The 17,547-nt window shown below is 37.8% G+C and carries 13 protein-coding genes; 7 read left to right on the forward strand and 6 right to left on the reverse strand.

What is annotated here, in order from left to right; all coding sequences use genetic code 11:
• Nucleotides 1–55: 55 nt before the first annotated feature.
• Together CXF71_RS19970 and CXF71_RS19975 are read right to left on the reverse strand one after the other, a co-directional pair.
• Nucleotides 56–616: a hypothetical protein gene (locus CXF71_RS19970; RefSeq protein ID WP_101234674.1), complete on the reverse strand. Its 561-nt coding sequence runs from the start codon at nt 614–616 to the stop codon at nt 56–58.
• Nucleotides 609–1,229 carry an RNA polymerase sigma factor gene (locus tag CXF71_RS19975; protein WP_232771578.1) on the reverse strand — a complete coding sequence of 207 codons (621 nt, stop codon included), beginning with the start codon at nt 1,227–1,229 and terminating at the stop codon, nt 609–611. The genes CXF71_RS19970 and CXF71_RS19975 overlap by 8 nt, the downstream gene beginning before the upstream one ends.
• Before the next feature lie 313 nt (nt 1,230–1,542).
• On the opposite strand from CXF71_RS19975, the gene CXF71_RS19980 reads away from it, so the two are divergent.
• Nucleotides 1,543–4,104 carry a zinc-dependent metalloprotease gene (locus CXF71_RS19980; RefSeq protein WP_101234676.1) on the forward strand — a complete coding sequence of 854 codons (2,562 nt, stop codon included), beginning with the start codon at nt 1,543–1,545 and terminating at the stop codon, nt 4,102–4,104.
• A 455-nt stretch (nt 4,105–4,559) separates the two neighbouring features.
• Here the strand turns inward: CXF71_RS19980 and rpmE are convergent, their stop codons facing one another.
• Nucleotides 4,560–4,772 (reverse strand): 50S ribosomal protein L31, encoded by a 213-nt coding sequence (rpmE, locus tag CXF71_RS19985; protein ID WP_101234677.1) that lies wholly within the window; start codon nt 4,770–4,772, stop codon nt 4,560–4,562.
• Nucleotides 4,773–5,088: 316 nt separating this feature from the next.
• On the opposite strand from rpmE, the gene priA reads away from it, so the two are divergent.
• From priA to CXF71_RS20015, 5 genes are all read left to right on the forward strand, one after another.
• On the forward strand, nt 5,089–7,299 hold the full coding sequence (priA, locus tag CXF71_RS19990) for a primosomal protein N' (protein WP_101234678.1): 2,211 nt from the start codon (nt 5,089–5,091) through the stop codon (nt 7,297–7,299).
• An 85-nt stretch (nt 7,300–7,384) separates the two neighbouring features.
• Nucleotides 7,385–7,960, forward strand: a complete 576-nt coding sequence (locus CXF71_RS19995; RefSeq protein ID WP_101234679.1) for an SPOR domain-containing protein — start codon at nt 7,385–7,387, stop codon at nt 7,958–7,960.
• Between the two features lie 83 nt (nt 7,961–8,043).
• The gene (hslV, locus tag CXF71_RS20000; protein WP_101234680.1) at nt 8,044–8,562 is read left to right on the forward strand and encodes an ATP-dependent protease subunit HslV; all 519 of its coding nucleotides are present in this window, start codon (nt 8,044–8,046) and stop codon (nt 8,560–8,562) included.
• A gap of 90 nt (nt 8,563–8,652) precedes the next feature.
• Nucleotides 8,653–9,984: an HslU--HslV peptidase ATPase subunit gene (gene hslU / locus CXF71_RS20005; protein ID WP_101234681.1), complete on the forward strand. Its 1,332-nt coding sequence runs from the start codon at nt 8,653–8,655 to the stop codon at nt 9,982–9,984.
• A gap of 362 nt (nt 9,985–10,346) precedes the next feature.
• Nucleotides 10,347–10,718 carry a gamma-butyrobetaine hydroxylase-like domain-containing protein gene (locus tag CXF71_RS20015; protein WP_101234682.1) on the forward strand — a complete coding sequence of 124 codons (372 nt, stop codon included), beginning with the start codon at nt 10,347–10,349 and terminating at the stop codon, nt 10,716–10,718.
• 102 nt (nt 10,719–10,820) lie between these two features.
• On the opposite strand, the gene CXF71_RS20020 is transcribed toward CXF71_RS20015, so the two are convergent.
• Nucleotides 10,821–12,680, reverse strand: a complete 1,860-nt coding sequence (locus CXF71_RS20020; RefSeq protein ID WP_101234683.1) for a methyl-accepting chemotaxis protein — start codon at nt 12,678–12,680, stop codon at nt 10,821–10,823.
• 380 nt (nt 12,681–13,060) lie between these two features.
• Nucleotides 13,061–15,079: a putative bifunctional diguanylate cyclase/phosphodiesterase gene (locus CXF71_RS20025; protein WP_101234684.1), complete on the reverse strand. Its 2,019-nt coding sequence runs from the start codon at nt 15,077–15,079 to the stop codon at nt 13,061–13,063.
• 209 nt (nt 15,080–15,288) lie between these two features.
• On the opposite strand from CXF71_RS20025, the gene rraA reads away from it, so the two are divergent.
• Nucleotides 15,289–15,774 (forward strand): ribonuclease E activity regulator RraA, encoded by a 486-nt coding sequence (rraA, locus tag CXF71_RS20030; RefSeq protein ID WP_101234685.1) that lies wholly within the window; start codon nt 15,289–15,291, stop codon nt 15,772–15,774.
• Between the two features lie 64 nt (nt 15,775–15,838).
• Here the strand turns inward: rraA and CXF71_RS20035 are convergent, their stop codons facing one another.
• A complete protein-coding gene (locus CXF71_RS20035) occupies nt 15,839–17,452 on the reverse strand; it encodes an EAL domain-containing protein (RefSeq protein ID WP_101234686.1) in 1,614 nt (537 codons plus the stop codon).
• Nucleotides 17,453–17,547 lie beyond the last annotated feature (95 nt).

A 17,547-nucleotide genomic window follows, 5' to 3' on the forward strand; every position in this document is an offset into this window, starting at 1 on the left:
CTGGGATATTGAGTACTGTGTTTAGCTCGTTCTGTTTTAAGTAACGTCTATTTAGCTAAATCACTTGATATTGGCGATATAATTGTTGTAACAATTTCAACTCTTGCTGTTGTGTAAAATCTAATAAATTTAATAAGTCGGCGTTATTCTCATCAGTTAGTAGCGCTGTTCTGATTGATGCTCTGGCATCGGCTAGTTGTTTTAATTCTTGCTGCATTGCAGCGGGTAATTTATCAACTGTTGGTTGGCCATAACTTGCTAACAATGTTTGTTTTTGTTGCTTAAAATTTTGTTGCATAAAATTGACTAACTGCCCTTGCGTTACGCTAACTTCGCTTTGCGTTTTCACTAATCCATGTACATTTTTGTCATTTATAACGGGTGAAAAAGTCAACCAAGACATCAATATTACTATGGCAATAGATGCTGCCCAGGCACTTGGCACAAAGACATTACTTTGCTTATCTGCTGTGATTTTCTGACTATTATGATTAATAGCTCGTTCGATACCTGGCCATAAATCTCGCTCTGGCGTCATTTCATTAGGTAGCATTATTACTTGATCTGCGAGTAATTTATCTGACACTACTTTATCTTGAGGTTTATGCTTACTCATGATTCATCTCCTCCTCAACCGATATATAATCACTAGCCGTTAATGATTCTTTTAATAAGTTTCTCGCTCTGTGATACTGCGATTTACTTGAACCTACCGCCATTTTTAACATTTTTGAAATTTCCTCATGGCGATAACCTTCAACAGCAAACAACACAAAAACTAAGCGGGCTCGTTCAGGTAAACAGGCAATGTGCTGATCTAATATAGTGAGCGTTGAGTCATCTGTTAAACTGACACTTGGCTCTGCTACGTTTGCCCCCTGTTCTTCAATGCTAAAAACACGCTGCAACCAATTTTTATGTTTACGTAAATGTCCTAACACTACATTTGTCGCGACGCTGTGCAGCCAAGTACTGAATTTACTTTCGCCACGAAAATTATTAATTTTTTGCCACAGCACAACAAAAACTTCCTGACATACATCTTCAGCACTGTCTTTATCTGCCAGCATTCGCCAACACAAGGCATAAATTTGCCGGTGATGTTTTTTATAAAGCTGATAAAAAGCACTTTGTGACCCTTGCTTTGCTTGTGCTATCCATGCCTGTTCACCATCACTCTCATCAGAGCTCTGTGCTTTATTGGCATTGAAGAGTGCCTTGCCATCAATGACTTTTTTATGCTTATTTATTTGGCTATCCAAATGCTAAAGCCTCTCTCTGGTTCAAAATAATTATCCAATATAGCTGTCTAGAATAATGCCTGGTATTAACTAAGATACCTAACATGTCCAAAAGGTTTAAAGAGTATTTTATAAAATTGAAAAATGATTAAATAAAGTAACAGAACTAAAACACTCTTTGTAACATCTTGTTACGCTTTGCTAATTCTGCTTAGTTAGCTTTTACCTACAATCCTGTGTAAATTAACATAACTATTTCAATAACTATAATAATAACAACAGCAGCCCATAAGGATTTTTAATGAAATTAACCAGTCTCGCCATAGCACTTACACTCGCTTTAGGTAGTACCCAAATAGCATTCGCCGATGACGAAAAAAAAGAGAAACCGGAAAAGAAAGATCAAACTATTGAGCAAATGATTGAGAAGAAGACAGCAACAATAGGCTTGTTCGATTTTTATCAAGATATAAAGACTGGTGAAACCTTAATGCTGCTTGATGAAAGCCAATTAGACACGCCTTTTTTACATTTTGCGCAAACCGTTGATGGTTTAGCTGATGCGGGTCATTTTCGTGGTGGTTACCGCGGTGATAAAATTATTGAATTTAGACGTTACTTTGACCGTGTCGACATCATTACGAAAACGTCTCGCTACCAATTTGATGCAAAAAATCCACTTAGCCGTGCTAAAGATGCCAATATAAGCGAAGCAGTTTTAGCCAGTTTAAAAATTGAAAAAGTAGAAAACGGTCAAATCGCATTAAAAGTAGATGAACTTTTCTTAAGTGAAGCGCTGCATAAAGTGTCTCCATGGGCACGAGTAGATGATAAAGATGCCAAGAAACGTTTTAAAGTAGGTAAGTTAGATAGCAAAAAATCACGAATTCTAAACAAACGTGCTTACGATAATAATGTTGATATTGTTGTCGATTATGTCTTCAACAATCCTAACCCCAGTGTTTATGGCTCTAACGCTGTTTCCGACCCACGTTCAGTATCAATTAAGTTGCAACACTCTTTCATTGAATTACCTAAAGAAGAATTTTCTCCACGTTATGAAGATGCTCGTATTGGTTATTTTGGTACTCAATATGATCAGATGACGTCGAGTAGCTGGGCACCTTATAAAGATGTCATTAATCGTTGGAATTTAGTAAAAAAAGATCCAAACGCGGCATTATCTGAGCCTGTTGAACCCATTGTCTGGTGGATTGAAAATACCACACCTGTAGAGTGGCGTGACACCATTAGCGAGGCAGTATTAGCATGGAACTCATCTTTTGAGAAAGCGGGTTTTAAAAATGCGCTACAAGTTAAAATTCAGCCTGATGATGCCACATGGCAAGCAGGTGATCTAAAATACAACGTACTTCGCTGGACATCATCACCACAACCACGTTTTGGTGGCTATGGGCCGTCTTTAGCCAACCCATTAACGGGTGAGATGCTTGGCGCTGATATCATGCTTGAATTTGTCTTTATGAAAAACCGTTGGATATATAGCAGTTTATATAGTGAAGGATCTGCAAGCGTTGGTTTTAGTCATTCAGAAGAATCCATGCATCAGACACCTGGCTCTAGCAATGCATTGAACTGTAGTGCTGGTCATGAGTTACAACAAGGACTCTTACTTGGCCAAAGCATGTCAAACGGTAGTGATATTGAAAATAAAGCCGTGTTAAAAGAAGGTTTACGTCATCTAGTTCTACATGAGGTTGGCCATACTCTTGGTTTAAATCACAACATGAAAGCATCAATAATGTGGGATGAAAAAGAAATCCACGATAAATCGATGACCCAAGGTGTATTAACTGGCTCGGTAATGGATTATGCACCGATTAATGTTGCCCCTAAAGGCACTACACAAGGTGATTATTTTCACACTGAACCTGGTCCATATGATGATTGGGCCATTAACTACGGTTATTCAGTTGCCCTTGAAAATCCAGAACAAGAAGCTGAACGTTTAGCTAAAATATTAGCCCGCTCAGCTGAAAAAGGTTTAGCTTTTGGTAATGATGCTGATGATATGCGCGCTCCAGGTCGCCATATAGATCCACGTATTATGACAGGAGATTTATCGTCTAATCCTGTTGCATATGCAGCCGACCGTATGCAGTTGATTCAAGGTCTATTTAGTGAATTAAAAGATAAAACCTTAGTTGACGGTCAGTCATATCAGCAATTATTAGTTTCAGCCAATTCACTTTTTGGTCAATACAAGAGCCAAGCCGATGTCATTTCTCGCCAAATTGGTGGTGTTTATGTTGAGCGTAATGTAGTTGATAGCAATGCTGAACAAAGTTTGCCTTATACGCCAGTACCTAAAGAAAGACAGCAAGCTGCGATGAAAGCACTAACCAGTTATGTCTTTGCCAGCGATACCTTAGCAAGCATGCAACCTCTATATAGTTATATGCAACACCAACGCCGTGGTTTCAACCATTACAGTAAAAATGAAGATCCTAAAGCGCATGATATGATTTTAAATATGCAAAAGTCGGTTTTAAATCAGCTATTGCATGAAAACGTATTGAAGCGTATTTCCGACACCAGTTTATACGGTAATGACTACGCCTTAACCGCTGTAATGGCTGACTTAACCGCTGCTATTTTTGTGGAGAGTAAAAAGAGCAGCTCTACTAGCCGTAACATTCAAGTAGAATATGTTAAACGTCTAATTGATATTGCTGGTGTTGCTAAACCATCATCTTATGACAACTTAGCTAAAGCAGCCGCACTAGGCCAATTGACTGATATTTTAGATAAGAGCTCTGCTATGGGTTTTGGTAAGAATGCGGAAATAAAAGCACAAGATGCTTATATTAGCTTGATGATAAACAAAGCACTTAAAGTCTAATGATTTAGTGATTTAACAGAAGGCCCAGCATTTATTGTCTGGGCTTTTTTATGTCTACACGTTTAGAGAAATTAATATATACCCTTTACCAATCAAAGTGCAGGATTTCAGTGGGAATTAAAATGACTTTATACCCATCGTAGAAGCGTTTAAGTAACATCACTTCATCGTTACTGGATTTATAAGTACGCTACATGGATGGTGTTATTAAAGAATTCAGACGCTACAGGAAGTACCTTATTAGATAATGCAGGAGCAATTATCCTGAGAATTTTCGCCTGAATAACCATTATTTCATCACAGTGCCTTGAATTAAAATTGCTCAAGCACTCTAAAACATGCATCTTGAATAGTAACGGATATTAGGGCTCTACGGTGAGAACATGTATCAATTTACAGACACAAAAAAAGCGCCAATAGGCGCTTTTTTTACGTTTACTACGAATAAGAAAAGTCTATTTCTTACCCATTGCAGCGAAACGTTTGTTGAATTTATCAACACGACCACCGGTCTCAGCAGCTTTTTGCTTACCAGTGTAGAATGGATGACAAGCAGAACATACGTCTAAGTGAAGGTCTTTACCTACAGTAGAACGCGTAGTGATCACATTACCACAAGAACAAGTTGCTTTGAACTCAACGTAATTAGGATGAATATCTTTTTTCATGGGAACCTCTATCTCTTTAAAGAGAAATTGGGCGCATCGCCACTTAGCCATTTACTTATTGTTTACTTTCAAGAATACACCCTTCAAGAGTTTATCCTATTAAGATAACCGAAATGCCAAGCACCATACGTAGTTAAAAATTAATGGGGGCGAATAATAAATGATAGCCTAAATAACTGCAACATAAATAAGCTCAAACTGGCTAAAAAAAGGCTTGTTAGTGTTATTTAGACAGAAAGCGACATTGTTACTTGGCAGTATTGATTGCAGGGGGCAAAATAGTGCTAACCATGGCTAACCAACCTGCAGATTAAAAGTGCCTGAACAATACATTCAAGTTGCTATTCCTGTCCCTATGCGGCAGCTATTTACTTACAAAGTACCTGAAACACTAAGTCACCCAGCAATTAAAGTCGGTGAGCGTGTTGCTGTACCCTTTGGTTCGCGAAAGGTTATTGGTCTTGTTATCGATGAACAAGCGCAGTGTAATTTCGAAGTAAGCAAAATTAAAAGTATCGCTGGTCGGTTAAATGATAACTTTAATTTAAGTCAGTCACTGGTTAGTTTTTTACAATTATGTGCTCATTATTATCACCATCCGGTTGGCGATGTTTTTCAGCAAGCTTTACCTATATTACTGCGTAAAATAGAAAACATTACCTTAAGTCCACCTATGGTATGGCAAGCACAAACGCTAAATGAAGACAGTACTGATGTATTGACTAAGTTAGCGAAGAAAGCCGCCAAGCAATATGACCTTTATCAAATGATTCACAGTCATCATGGCATCAGTTGGGTAGAGCTTCGTACTTTGGGTTATAGCAAAGCACAGTTGAACGCTTTACAGAGTAAAGAGTTAATCATTGAACAAGAGCAGGTAGTTAGCCAATTTGCTTGGCAAGAAGACACGCTCAACCAAACTGATAAGTTAGTACTTTCAAGTGAGCAAGCAATTATTGTCAGCGCTATTAATAGCTCCTTAGCAAGCTTCTCTTGTCATCTGATTGATGGTGTTACCGGCAGTGGTAAAACTGAAGTATATCTGCAAGCCATGGAAGGTGTACTTGCTAATAACAAACAAGTATTAGTGATAGTGCCAGAGATTGGTTTAACACCACAAACGTTAAGCCGCTTTGAGCAACGCTTTAACGTACCTATTGCCCTGCATCATTCAGGGTTGAATGATAAAGAACGTCTTGCCACTTGGTTAAGCGCTCAACAAGGCTGTGCTGCCATTGTAATTGGCACGCGCTCGGCTATTTTTACGCCTTTGCATCGTCTGGGCTTAATTATAATCGATGAAGAACATGACTCATCATTAAAACAGCAAGATAGTTTTCGCTACCATGGTCGGGATATGGCTATCCTGCGCGCTAGACAGCTTGATATTCCTATTGTTTTAGGCAGCGCTACGCCAAGCTTTGAGTCTTTACAAAATGCGTTATCCGGTAAATATAGCTACCACCAACTTCATAATAGAGCCGGTAAAAGTAATAAAGCTAAAATTGCCCTTATTGATATGAACCAGCAGCAAGTTGAATTCGGCTTGTCTGGTACACTTAAACATGAAATGAAAAAAACCTTAGCACGTGGTGAACAAGTCTTATTGTTCTTAAACAGACGAGGTTATGCCCCCGCAATCAATTGCCAAGAGTGTCATTGGCTTGCAGAGTGCCAGCGTTGTGATAAACCTTATACTTTACACCAAAAGCAACAGCTACTTATTTGTCATCATTGTGGTAGTCAAAGGCGTATACCTCCTCAATGCCCCAGTTGTGGCAGTGTCCGTATCGCGCCATTAGGTCAAGGAACTGAGCAATTAGAATCTCGCTTAGAAGAATTATTTCCTGACAGTTCCATTGTGCGTATAGACAGAGATAGCACTCGAAAAAAGGGCGAATTAGCAAAATTACTGCAAGAAGTCAGTGATAAAAAACATCAACTACTGGTTGGTACGCAAATGCTTGCCAAAGGGCATCATTTCCCCGATGTAACCTTAGTTGCTGTGCTCGATGTTGATGGTGCTTTATTTAGTTTTGATTTTCGTGCTAGTGAGCAAATGGCCCAACTATTGATACAAGTAGCCGGACGCGCCGGGCGTGCCAGTAAACCTGGGAAAGTATTAGTGCAAAGTAACTTTGTTGATCATCCTTTATTGCAAGATTTAGTACATAATGGCTACCATCATTTTGCCCACCAAGCACTGACAGAAAGAACACAGGCACGACTACCACCTTTTACTTTTCAAGCATTGTTGCGCGCTGATGCAAACTATCCGTCTTACCCAGAAAAATTTTTACGAGCGCTAACCCAACAGCCACTAACCGGTTGTGAGTTTGCCGGACCCGTCCCTGCAGCAATGGAGAAAAAAGCAGGTAAGTTTAGGTATCACTTGATCATCCAAGCGAAATCAAGAAAAGAATTACACCACGGAATTTTACAACTACTAACGCTAATACCCAACAACGAATGGCAAACTAAGGTACGTTGGAGTTTAGATATCGATCCCATTGACTTAAACTGGTAACAAAAAAGCTCAAGGTAACCGTGTTTTTTCATGTTAGCTCGGTTACACTAGCTAAAATTTCCTTCTTAGCGACTCTCCCTATTTCATGGCTAATCAAGATTACGTTTCCCGCGCACCTGCAAAAAAGAAAAATACTAACCGTAATGGTAAAAAACCGTCGATAAAATCCAGTACTGTTTCACTTAAGTCGAAATTGATCAGCCTATTACTCATCATTCTAATTGGTGCCTTCTCTTATGGTTTATGGTCGCTAAAGACAGATCCCAGTACTAAGACGCCATTAGTAGTACCGGTTAAAACCACTAAAGACATCAAAGCTAAAAACAAAGCGAAGGAATTACCTGAGCCACCTAAAGAAAAGTGGACTTATGTTAAAGATTTAGAAACTAAAGAAATTGAAGTAGGCCAATACAAGGTCGAAGAAAAAGGTCCTTATAAAATGCAATGTGGCTCATTCAGAACAGCACAACAAGCTGAAACGTTGAAAGCTCGCATAGCTTTTTCGGGCCTTGAAGCCCAAGTGAAAAGTGTCACGGGTAAAAGTGGTACTTGGCATAAGGTGTTTTTAGGGCCATACCCACGTAAACGCCTCGCAGAAAATGACAAACATAAACTTAAACGGAACAATATTAATTATTGTCAAATTTGGTTGTGGCAATAATTAATATTCCTCTCAATCCTTGAAAAAATCATAAAGACCCCAATTACATTAACATCAAAGAATTCAGTTAAGATGAGGTTAATATGACGACTATTGTTTCAGTAAGACGTAATGGCAAAGTGGCTATTGGCGGAGATGGTCAAGTATCCCTTGGCAATACGATAATGAAAGGCAATGCTCGCAAAGTTCGCCGTTTATATCATGGAAAAGTACTCGCAGGCTTTGCTGGTGGTACAGCAGATGCTTTTACTTTATTTGAGCGTTTCGAAAGTAAACTTGAGCAGCACCAAGGTCATTTAACTAAAGCGGCGGTTGAGCTTGCTAAGGACTGGCGAAGTGACCGAGCGTTAAGAAAACTTGAAGCCTTATTGGCTGTTGCCGATGAAACGGCCTCTTTAATAATTACCGGTAATGGTGATGTTATTCAGCCTGAAAATGACCTTATTGCTATTGGTAGTGGCGGTAATTTCGCCCAATCTGCTGCAACGGCCCTCTTAGAAAATACTGAGTTAAGCGCAAAAGAAATAGTAGAAAAATCACTTACTATTGCTGGCAATATCTGTGTATTTACCAACCAAGAACAGACCATAGACGAACTATAGATCTAGCTCTTTTATTAGAGTAAATAAACCTGCTTTAAATGCGGCCTAAGTCTGAGTAAAGACTCCTTAGGCAACAACGAGGAATTAATAATGTCAAATATGACCCCACGTGAAATTGTCCATGAATTAGATAGCCACATAGTTGGCCAAAGTGATGCTAAACGCGCTGTTGCCATCGCCTTAAGAAATCGCTGGCGTAGAATGCAGTTAGATAAGGGTTTACGTAACGAAGTTACTCCTAAAAATATCCTTATGATTGGACCAACAGGTGTTGGTAAAACTGAAATTGCGCGCCGTTTAGCTAGGCTAGCCAACGCGCCATTTATTAAAGTGGAAGCGACTAAGTTCACCGAAGTGGGTTATGTAGGTAAAGAAGTTGAAACCATTATTCGTGACCTTGCTGATATGGCAATAAAAATGGTCAAAGAAGATGAGATGGATCGTGTTAAACATCTTGCTGAAGAAGCCGCTGAAGAACGTATTTTGAATGTACTTTTACCCCCTGCACGTGATGGTTTTGGTAACGATGAAGGAAGTGAAAATAGCAACACTCGTCAAATTTTCCGTAAAAAATTACGTGAAGGTAAATTAGATGATAAAGAAATTGAACTTGATTTAGCTTCACCTTCTGTCGGCGTTGAAATCATGGCGCCCCCAGGCATGGAGGATATGACATCTCAATTGCAAAACATGTTCCAAAATATGTCTAGTGATAAAAAAACCAAACGTAAACTCAACATTAAAGAAGCCCTGAAAGCTTTACAAGAAGAAGAAGCCGCTAAGATTGTTAATCAAGATGACATCAAGCAAAAAGCTATTTATGCGGTAGAGCAAAATGGCATTGTCTTTATCGATGAAATTGACAAAATCTGTAAACGTGCTGAAAACTCAGGCGGTGGTGATGTTTCTCGTGAAGGCGTACAACGAGACTTACTGCCTTTAGTTGAAGGCTGCACTGTCAGCACTAAACACGGTATGATCAAAACTGATCATATTTTGTTCATTGCTTCAGGTGCTTTTCAAATGTCAAAACCATCTGACCTTATTCCCGAATTGCAGGGGCGTTTGCCCATTCGTGTTGAATTACAAGCACTAACAGCTGATGATTTTGTTCGTATATTAACAGAACCTTTTGCTTCTCTTACAGAACAATATATTGCATTACTCGCGACTGAGGGTGTTACAGTAGCTTTTACCAATGATGGCATTAAAGCCATTGCTGATGCAGCTTGGCAAGTTAATGAAAATACTGAAAATATAGGAGCTCGTCGTTTACATACTATGATGGAGCGTTTAGTAGAAGATTTATCATTCAATGCGGACCAACGCTGTGGTGAGGTAATCAACATTGATCAAGCTTATGTCTCTAAAATACTAAGCGAAGTTGTTAAAGACGAAGATTTAAGTCGATTTATTCTTTAGTTGTCATATACCCAAACTACCTGAAGATGTAGGTTTCAGCTGGAATTAGAAGTGCCTTTAGGCAAGGCACTGATTGAAGAAAATAGTTATTCTATTGTCGAAATCAATAACGCAGCATAAAGCGTTTCTAAACAAGCCCTGCGGGGACGTATGAGCAAGCCATGTTCTTCGTTGTCTCCTTTTTTAAGGGAATAACCCTTAAAAAAAGAGCCGCCTTGATCATGAATCGCTCAAGCGTCCTGAAACACGCATCTTCAAGTGGCTTGGGTATGCTTTATAAAGTGATACCAATCGGGTTAATTTATTAATCCGCTTGGTATTAACTCAGATTACTCAAATAAAAGGTTAAACGGTTTACTACAATGAAAATAGCCCGTTTTATTCTAGATAATGCTCTACATAATCTAACTATTGAGTTCACTGCTAGCACGGCGATAGCCAATACGCAGCTTAGCTTTGAATATTTGCGTATTAGCTCTCCAGCTAACTCAACTAAAAAACTAAAAACAGCTCAAGTTGTCAGTCACAAGAAGAATGTGTTGTTAGTGAATATTGAGAGCGTAGCAAAGCATGGTTATCGCTTTATTTTCGATGATAACCATAACGCTATCTACAGTGAGGAATATATCCAAACATTGGCAGTAGAGTATGAGGACCGTTGGCAGGATTACTTAAGTGAGCTAAAAAACAGTGGTCATTCCCGTGAAGCCATGATTGATTTTAAACAACTATAAAGAAACAATTTAGTCGATTCAAATCTCTATTTTACGCCCAATAAAAATGCCCTAACATCACAAGAGTCAGAGCATTTTTATTTACTTCCTGACACAGTCCCTTTAAACCGTGAAACGGCTAACCTCTTCAGCTAACACCTGTGCTTGTTGTGACAATTCTTCACTCATGTGCTCATTTTGTTTTGCTGACTTACCGGATTGCTCAGTCACATCTCTAATCATCACTACGTGTTGGTTAACTTCTGAGGCTACGGTACTTTGTTCTTGAATGGCTGTTGCAATAGTACTGTTCATTTCCATTATTAACGAAACATCTTGCGCTATTTCATCGAGCATTGCACCAGCAGAGCTTGCTTGCTCAGCACTTTCTTTTCCTTCGTTACGACATTGCGCCATTAAGATTACAATCTCTTGAGTACGCTTTTGCAACAAGCCAATAATGGTTTCAATTTCTTGAGTTGAATCTTGAGTTCTACTTGCGAGTGTTCTCACTTCATCAGCCACAACGGCGAAACCTCGACCTTGCTCACCCGCCCTAGCAGCTTCAATGGCAGCATTTAAAGCGAGTAGATTGGTCTGATCAGCAATACCACGAATAACACCTAATACGGAGGCAATGGTGATACTTTCTTTTTCTAACTCTTTTACTACATTTTCTGAATCTAACAATTTTTCGGACAACTGAGCTATTTGTTTTATTGTTTGTTCAACTCCTGCTTTACCTTTTCCTGCATTGCTATTCGTTAGTTCCGCCTTATGGGCAGCTTCGCGAGTATTAGTGGCTATTTCATCTACCGTTGCTACCATTTCAGTTACCGCAGTAGCAACAAGATCTGTTTGCTGCATTTGAGTCTCAACCCCCTCATTGGCGTTATAAATATTTTCAGCCAAACTACCTGTTGCAGTATTAAGAGTAACTACAGAGTGGTTAACTTCAACAATAAGTGAACGGAAATTGGTTAACATATGATTAAACACTTTAGCCATATCAGATAATTCATCACCACCGCTAACATCAATTTCAGTCGTTAAATCATTGCTCTGAGCAATTTTGTCCATAGTAAGTTGTAAATTTCTAATTCGATTTAAAATACTTTTCCCTACAAACCATGCACTCGCTAAAGCAACTAACAATACAATTAAAAACAAACTATAGGCAAGAGAGTTTACAAAGCTCACACTGTCTTTTACTGCCTCTTCACTTTTTGATGTTAGTTTTTTAAGCTCATTATCAACTTGATGAACTACGTTACGCATTTCCTTCGTTACGCCCATTTTTTCATTATAACCAAGCTCTTTTTGAACAGTCACCAAATTGATAAAAGCCGTTTGATAAGCGTCGATAAGATTGTTAATTTCCTGCTGTTTAGCTGAAGAAAAGTCACTTGATTGAACACTATCTAGTAGCTTACTAACATTATTTTTAAGCTTGTCTACATACTTGTCATCTAAACGTAGCATAAAGTCTTTTTCATTACGTCTCAGTTGTAACATCTCACTACGTAAACGGTAATTATCGTTACCAATAAGCTCCTCCACATTATGAACAGCTGCTCGCAATTCACCGTATAATCCTGCTTTAGCATCTAAACCAATTTTCTTTTGCAAGACAACGACTTTGGTAAACTGTGCTTGATATTGGGTAAGAATACTCCTCATACTTGCCAATTCTGGTATCGATAAACCAATATCTGTAAAGTCTGCTGATAGAGTAGTAATTTGAAGTTGAGTTTCTTTTATTGTATTACTAAATTGGTCCTCATACTTCAACGTTTTACGGGCGAAAAAGTCTTTTTCATCGCGCCTCAATTCAAGTACAGATGCTTTAATATCACCAATACCCTTTGCAATCGATATATCATGCCGTAAAGTTGAGCTTGCATAGTTCAGTAATATTAACATTAGGCCCATAGCCAACACTAAGATGCCGGTGTTAATGATTAATTTGTGTTTAATGAGCATAGAGTTTTACCTTTAAGGTTTAATATAAAAATGAATAGTAGAAATTTAACTTATCCTTAGCCCATATAACGTTGCCTTTCTTATGTGCTGTGTTGCTATGAAGGCACCGAAATACAAAGTTCAGCCGAAAAAGGAAAACTACTCAGCCTTCCTTCCTCTAGTATAGACCTGTATCGGTAACTATCAGATTATTGTTAAAGTTTTTACTTTTTTCCATTATGGTAAATTATTTGTACTTTTATGAGATGGTAGCACGAAATTCAGGCATGAAAATAAATACAATATACCTTGGTTTATTGGTTATTGGTTATTGGTTATTGAGGGGAGATTTTTCTAAGAAATGATTTATGTTTCTTGGCTTAGTTATACTTTTTCTTAGCCTATTTCCTTTCAAGATACCGCGCTAACTTATCTTCCGGCAATGGTCTGCTAATGAAGTAACCTTGTACGGCATCACAACCTAAATGACGTAATAAATTGAGTTGTTCAACTGTTTCAACACCTTCGGCTAAAACCCTTTTACCTAATCCATGTGAAAGATCGATCATGGACTTAACGATAGTAAGGTCAGAATCATTACTTTCTACTTCTTGAATAAAGCTTCGGTCAATTTTTATTTTATCTATCGGTAAGGCTCGTAAATATGCCAAAGACGAATAACCTGTGCCAAAATCATCGATGGATACTTTAATGCCCATGCTTTGCAATTTAATAATACTATTCATTGCTCTAGTAATATCAGTCATGACAACGTTTTCAGTAATCTCTAATTCAATATATTTAGAAGGAATACTATATTTATTCAATAACATTTGAATATTAGTAACGAGCTGTTCATCTTGAAATTCAACCGCGGTTATATTTACAGCAATAGCGACACGACGTTGATATAACTTGAACCAACGTTCACTTGCTTGGAATGCTTTGGCTAAAATATAGTTATCAAACTCATTATGCATACCTAAAGCTTCAATCTCTGATAAGAATTCACTAGGCGGCAGTACCCCTTTATCAGGATGCTGCCAACGTACTAAGGCTTCTACCCCCTCAAGCTTGTTAGTTAACAAATTTAATTGCGGCTGATAATATAAAATAAACTCATCATTTTCTAATGCTAATCTTAGTTCTTTCTCCATCAAGACTAAATGGCGGCCTTGTGCTTGCATACCGTCTTCAAAAGCAACAGTTGCAATATTATTGGTTTCTGCATGATGCAATGCAAGATTAGCTTTTTGTAATAAGTCTTCTGATTTATCCGCATCATCTGGATAAAAACAGTATCCAACGCTACCTTGAATTTTTATCTCTTGCTGCTCATACCGAAAACAGCGCTCTATGAGCTCATGAATATGCTCTACCGCTCGATCGACATGCGATAACTGTTCAAATTCTATGACAAACATAAATGAATCGCCACTTAAACGACCTACCGCTTGCGGTATGAAAACACTATGACTTAAGCGACTGGCAATCTCTCCAAGTATATAATCCCCAATTTTTAAGCCATAAGTATCATTTATAAATTTAAACTGCTTTATATCGATTAAAAAAATGGCTAGCTTGACCTGACTCTTATTTACTTTATTGGTTTGTGTCAGTTCGAGCATTTTATCTGACAATTTCGCCATCACCTGTTCACGGTTAAGTGCCCCCGTTAATGAATCATGCTTACCAAGGTATTGTGCTCTATTTATAGCATTTAAAGCAGCAAACCTTTCAGCCCCTTGCATCCAGATAAGTAAAGTAAAACCAAGGATGTTATGTGCAGCAACATCAAAATACAATAGAAATGACTCTAATTGACGGAACCAGGGTTCAGTTAAAGCCACAATAGAAATAAAAGAGTAGATTAAATAGCGTAAACCAAAAGTAGCAGAAAAATACATTAAAACTTGGCTTGAAAAGTAACTTTTCTTATCAAATAAAAGGTAGCTGGCTAAAGAAAAGAAACCACAGCCAAAGACAAAACTAGGGAGGCTAATGGTTAAATAAAAATGGTTAAATGCTTGGCTGGAGTCAAAGGCAAAAAATATTGTTGTGACAAAACTAAGTACGACAATTAAAGCGAGTCCCCCCTTGGTTATCTTCTTAGGAACTTCCTTATTAGTTTTTGCATTAAAAACACCGAAACCAAGGAAAATCAAGAAGGAATATTGGCAAATTTGAAGTAATAATTCCGCGAGAAACAACCAATAGTCGCTTGAAAGATGGCTACTCGAATAAGGCACAATAGATTTGATAAAATAACTAAGACAAAGCGCGCCAATACTCACTAACCAATACTTAACGTATTTACGAAGAAAGGTGCGATAGTAAGTATAAAAAACAAAGAATAGCACTGCAAAAACGACGGCTTGCGTCGAATACAAAAAAGTCTTGGGCGTTATATATTCGATCATAATACAACTTTAATCATGGCTATTAATATACCTGTTTGAACGAATAAGTTTCTTAAATGTTTTTGGTTTAACGACCAAATCATGAGTGCTATTAAAAAGGCTTTTATCTTTAAATTCAAGTAATACCAGTAAAATATATAATAGGTTTTATTTTTAATAAAAAAACATATACTGATAAAGCCCTATAATTTATAAAAATGAGAACTAGTATGCACTATAACACTTCTGAATTATGTGACTTTTATGCCGACTTAATTGATGTTGTGGATCCCATTTTTTGTAATTACGGGGGGCGTAGCTCATTTGCCGGTAACGTTGTTACGTTAAAATGCTTTGAAAATTTAGGCTTAGTTAATGAACTTGTTAAAATAGATGGCACTGGTAAAGTATTAGTTATTGATGGCGGCGGATCAACGCGCCGAGCGCTTATTAGTGTAAGTATTGCACAATGTGCTGCAAATAATGGCTGGGAAGGAATTATTTGTTATGGCAGTGTACGGGATGTCGACGCGTTAGAGGCTGTCGATATAGGTATCCAAGCACTCGTGGCAATTCCTGTTGGGGCAAACGATCAATGTATTGGAGAAACCGATGTTGCTATTAACTTTGCTGGAGTTACCTTTCTACCTGATGACTATATCTATGCTGATAACACCGGTATTATACTATCACTAGAAAAGCTAGATATTGAATAAAACATGTCAAACGTAATGTATTAATCATTACCCAATACTTAATTTAATAACTAGCACCTGAGCGCTAATAAACAGATGGTCTAGCTTCAGGGGGGATTGACTCAGGATGCTGCAAGTACCATTTTTCTAACCAAATCTCGATTTCTTCAGGAACGACCCCTGAATGTATTATTTGTCCTTGAATTAATTCTCCGCCCATGGCGATATAAGCTTCTGAAGCATCATGCTTATCAATGTCAGTGCCTACAAGTGGAATTTTCATACTACGAGTCAATGTAACAAGTGCATTAGTTATTGCTTTATCTACTCGATTACTACTATCGTTAGTTAATTGCTGACAATTAATTTTAAGCTGATGAATTGCCATTTTTCTTACATACCGTAACGATTCATAACTCCCCGAAAAATTGGCTATGGAAATTTGTATATCCAGAGATTTAAGCTGATCGATGATCACTTTTACCCGATGACTCGCACTTAGCATTACGTCTTCACTCAGCTCAATCATCAAATATTTACCCGAAAGACCATATTCTTGCAATTTATTTTCGATAAACTCAACGAGATCCACTTCAAATAAACTTGCGCTCGATAAAGTCACAGAGATACGTTGATATACTCCTATTTTGTGTAAACTATCAAGGGTTAAGAAGGCCTTTTTCAGCATCTGCTTTGTCAATAAATATAACTCGCCACTATGTTCAGCAAGAACAGAGAAGTCATACAACTCCAACGGTCTCGCTAACTCATTTTCATACCAATGCACCCTTAATTGGAACCCTGCAATTTTGTGATTATTAATATTTACTTGAGGTTGTAAATAGCAAAATAATCTCTCTTCTTTAATGTCTTGACGTAAAGACTCCATCCGAGCAAGTTGACCTTGGTTATATAAAATACTGCTTTTATCAAAGTAATTAATTTGTTGCTGTGTCTTTAAAGCATTCAGTAAAGCGTCGCCTGCATGTGAGATGATTTCATCAAAGTTATCACCATGCTCCCCTGAGATAGCAATACCAAAAGCAAGCTCAAAATTTAAAGAAAAACTCTTAAAACTCATGGCATCAGGCACAGCATCCGCCAGTTGATGACATAGTTCATTAAGCATAATCTCATCATCAAAACGACTATCCGTTAAGTTATATACCACCAAGAACTGTAAACTTTGTAAACGAGCAATACGGACAGGTTGCGGACTAAGGCCAAAGCTTAACAAGCTTGCATTGTCAGATATTTTTTGCTGTAAACAGTACGCAAGCTGCAATAATAATAAGTCTGAGTTATGATGACCAAGTAAACTATTTACTTGTTGAAAGTTAACAGGCTTAAAAACCACAGCGGCATAACGTTGCCCTGTATGAGACTTGATAGCGGCTTCAAACGTTCTTTGAGCTTGCTGCGCTGTTGGTAAGTTGGTTGTAGGATCATGGGTGTAAGAAAATAGTTCTTCAACACTAATAATTTCCTTATCTGTTTTTAAAGAAGTGACATCGAATGATTTTTGAATCAATAACAGAGCCGAAACAGTCGCTGTAATAACAGCAATAAGATAGCCAATAATAGCGGTCAAACTGACCGGAAAATTTTCAATGTATAATTGCGCAAAAAATGCAGATAGAGCAGCAATGACAATAAGAATAATAAATAATAAAATGTACTTGGCGTTAAAACGACTCATATTTAACCCCCCATCCTAGGAAATTTAATCAAAGTAATTCCCTAGCCTAATAAAAATATGGTCTTTTGTACAGATATACCAACGTATTAACGTAC

Source organism: Colwellia sp. 12G3 (assembly GCF_002836775.1).
Classification (GTDB): domain Bacteria; phylum Pseudomonadota; class Gammaproteobacteria; order Enterobacterales; family Alteromonadaceae; genus Colwellia.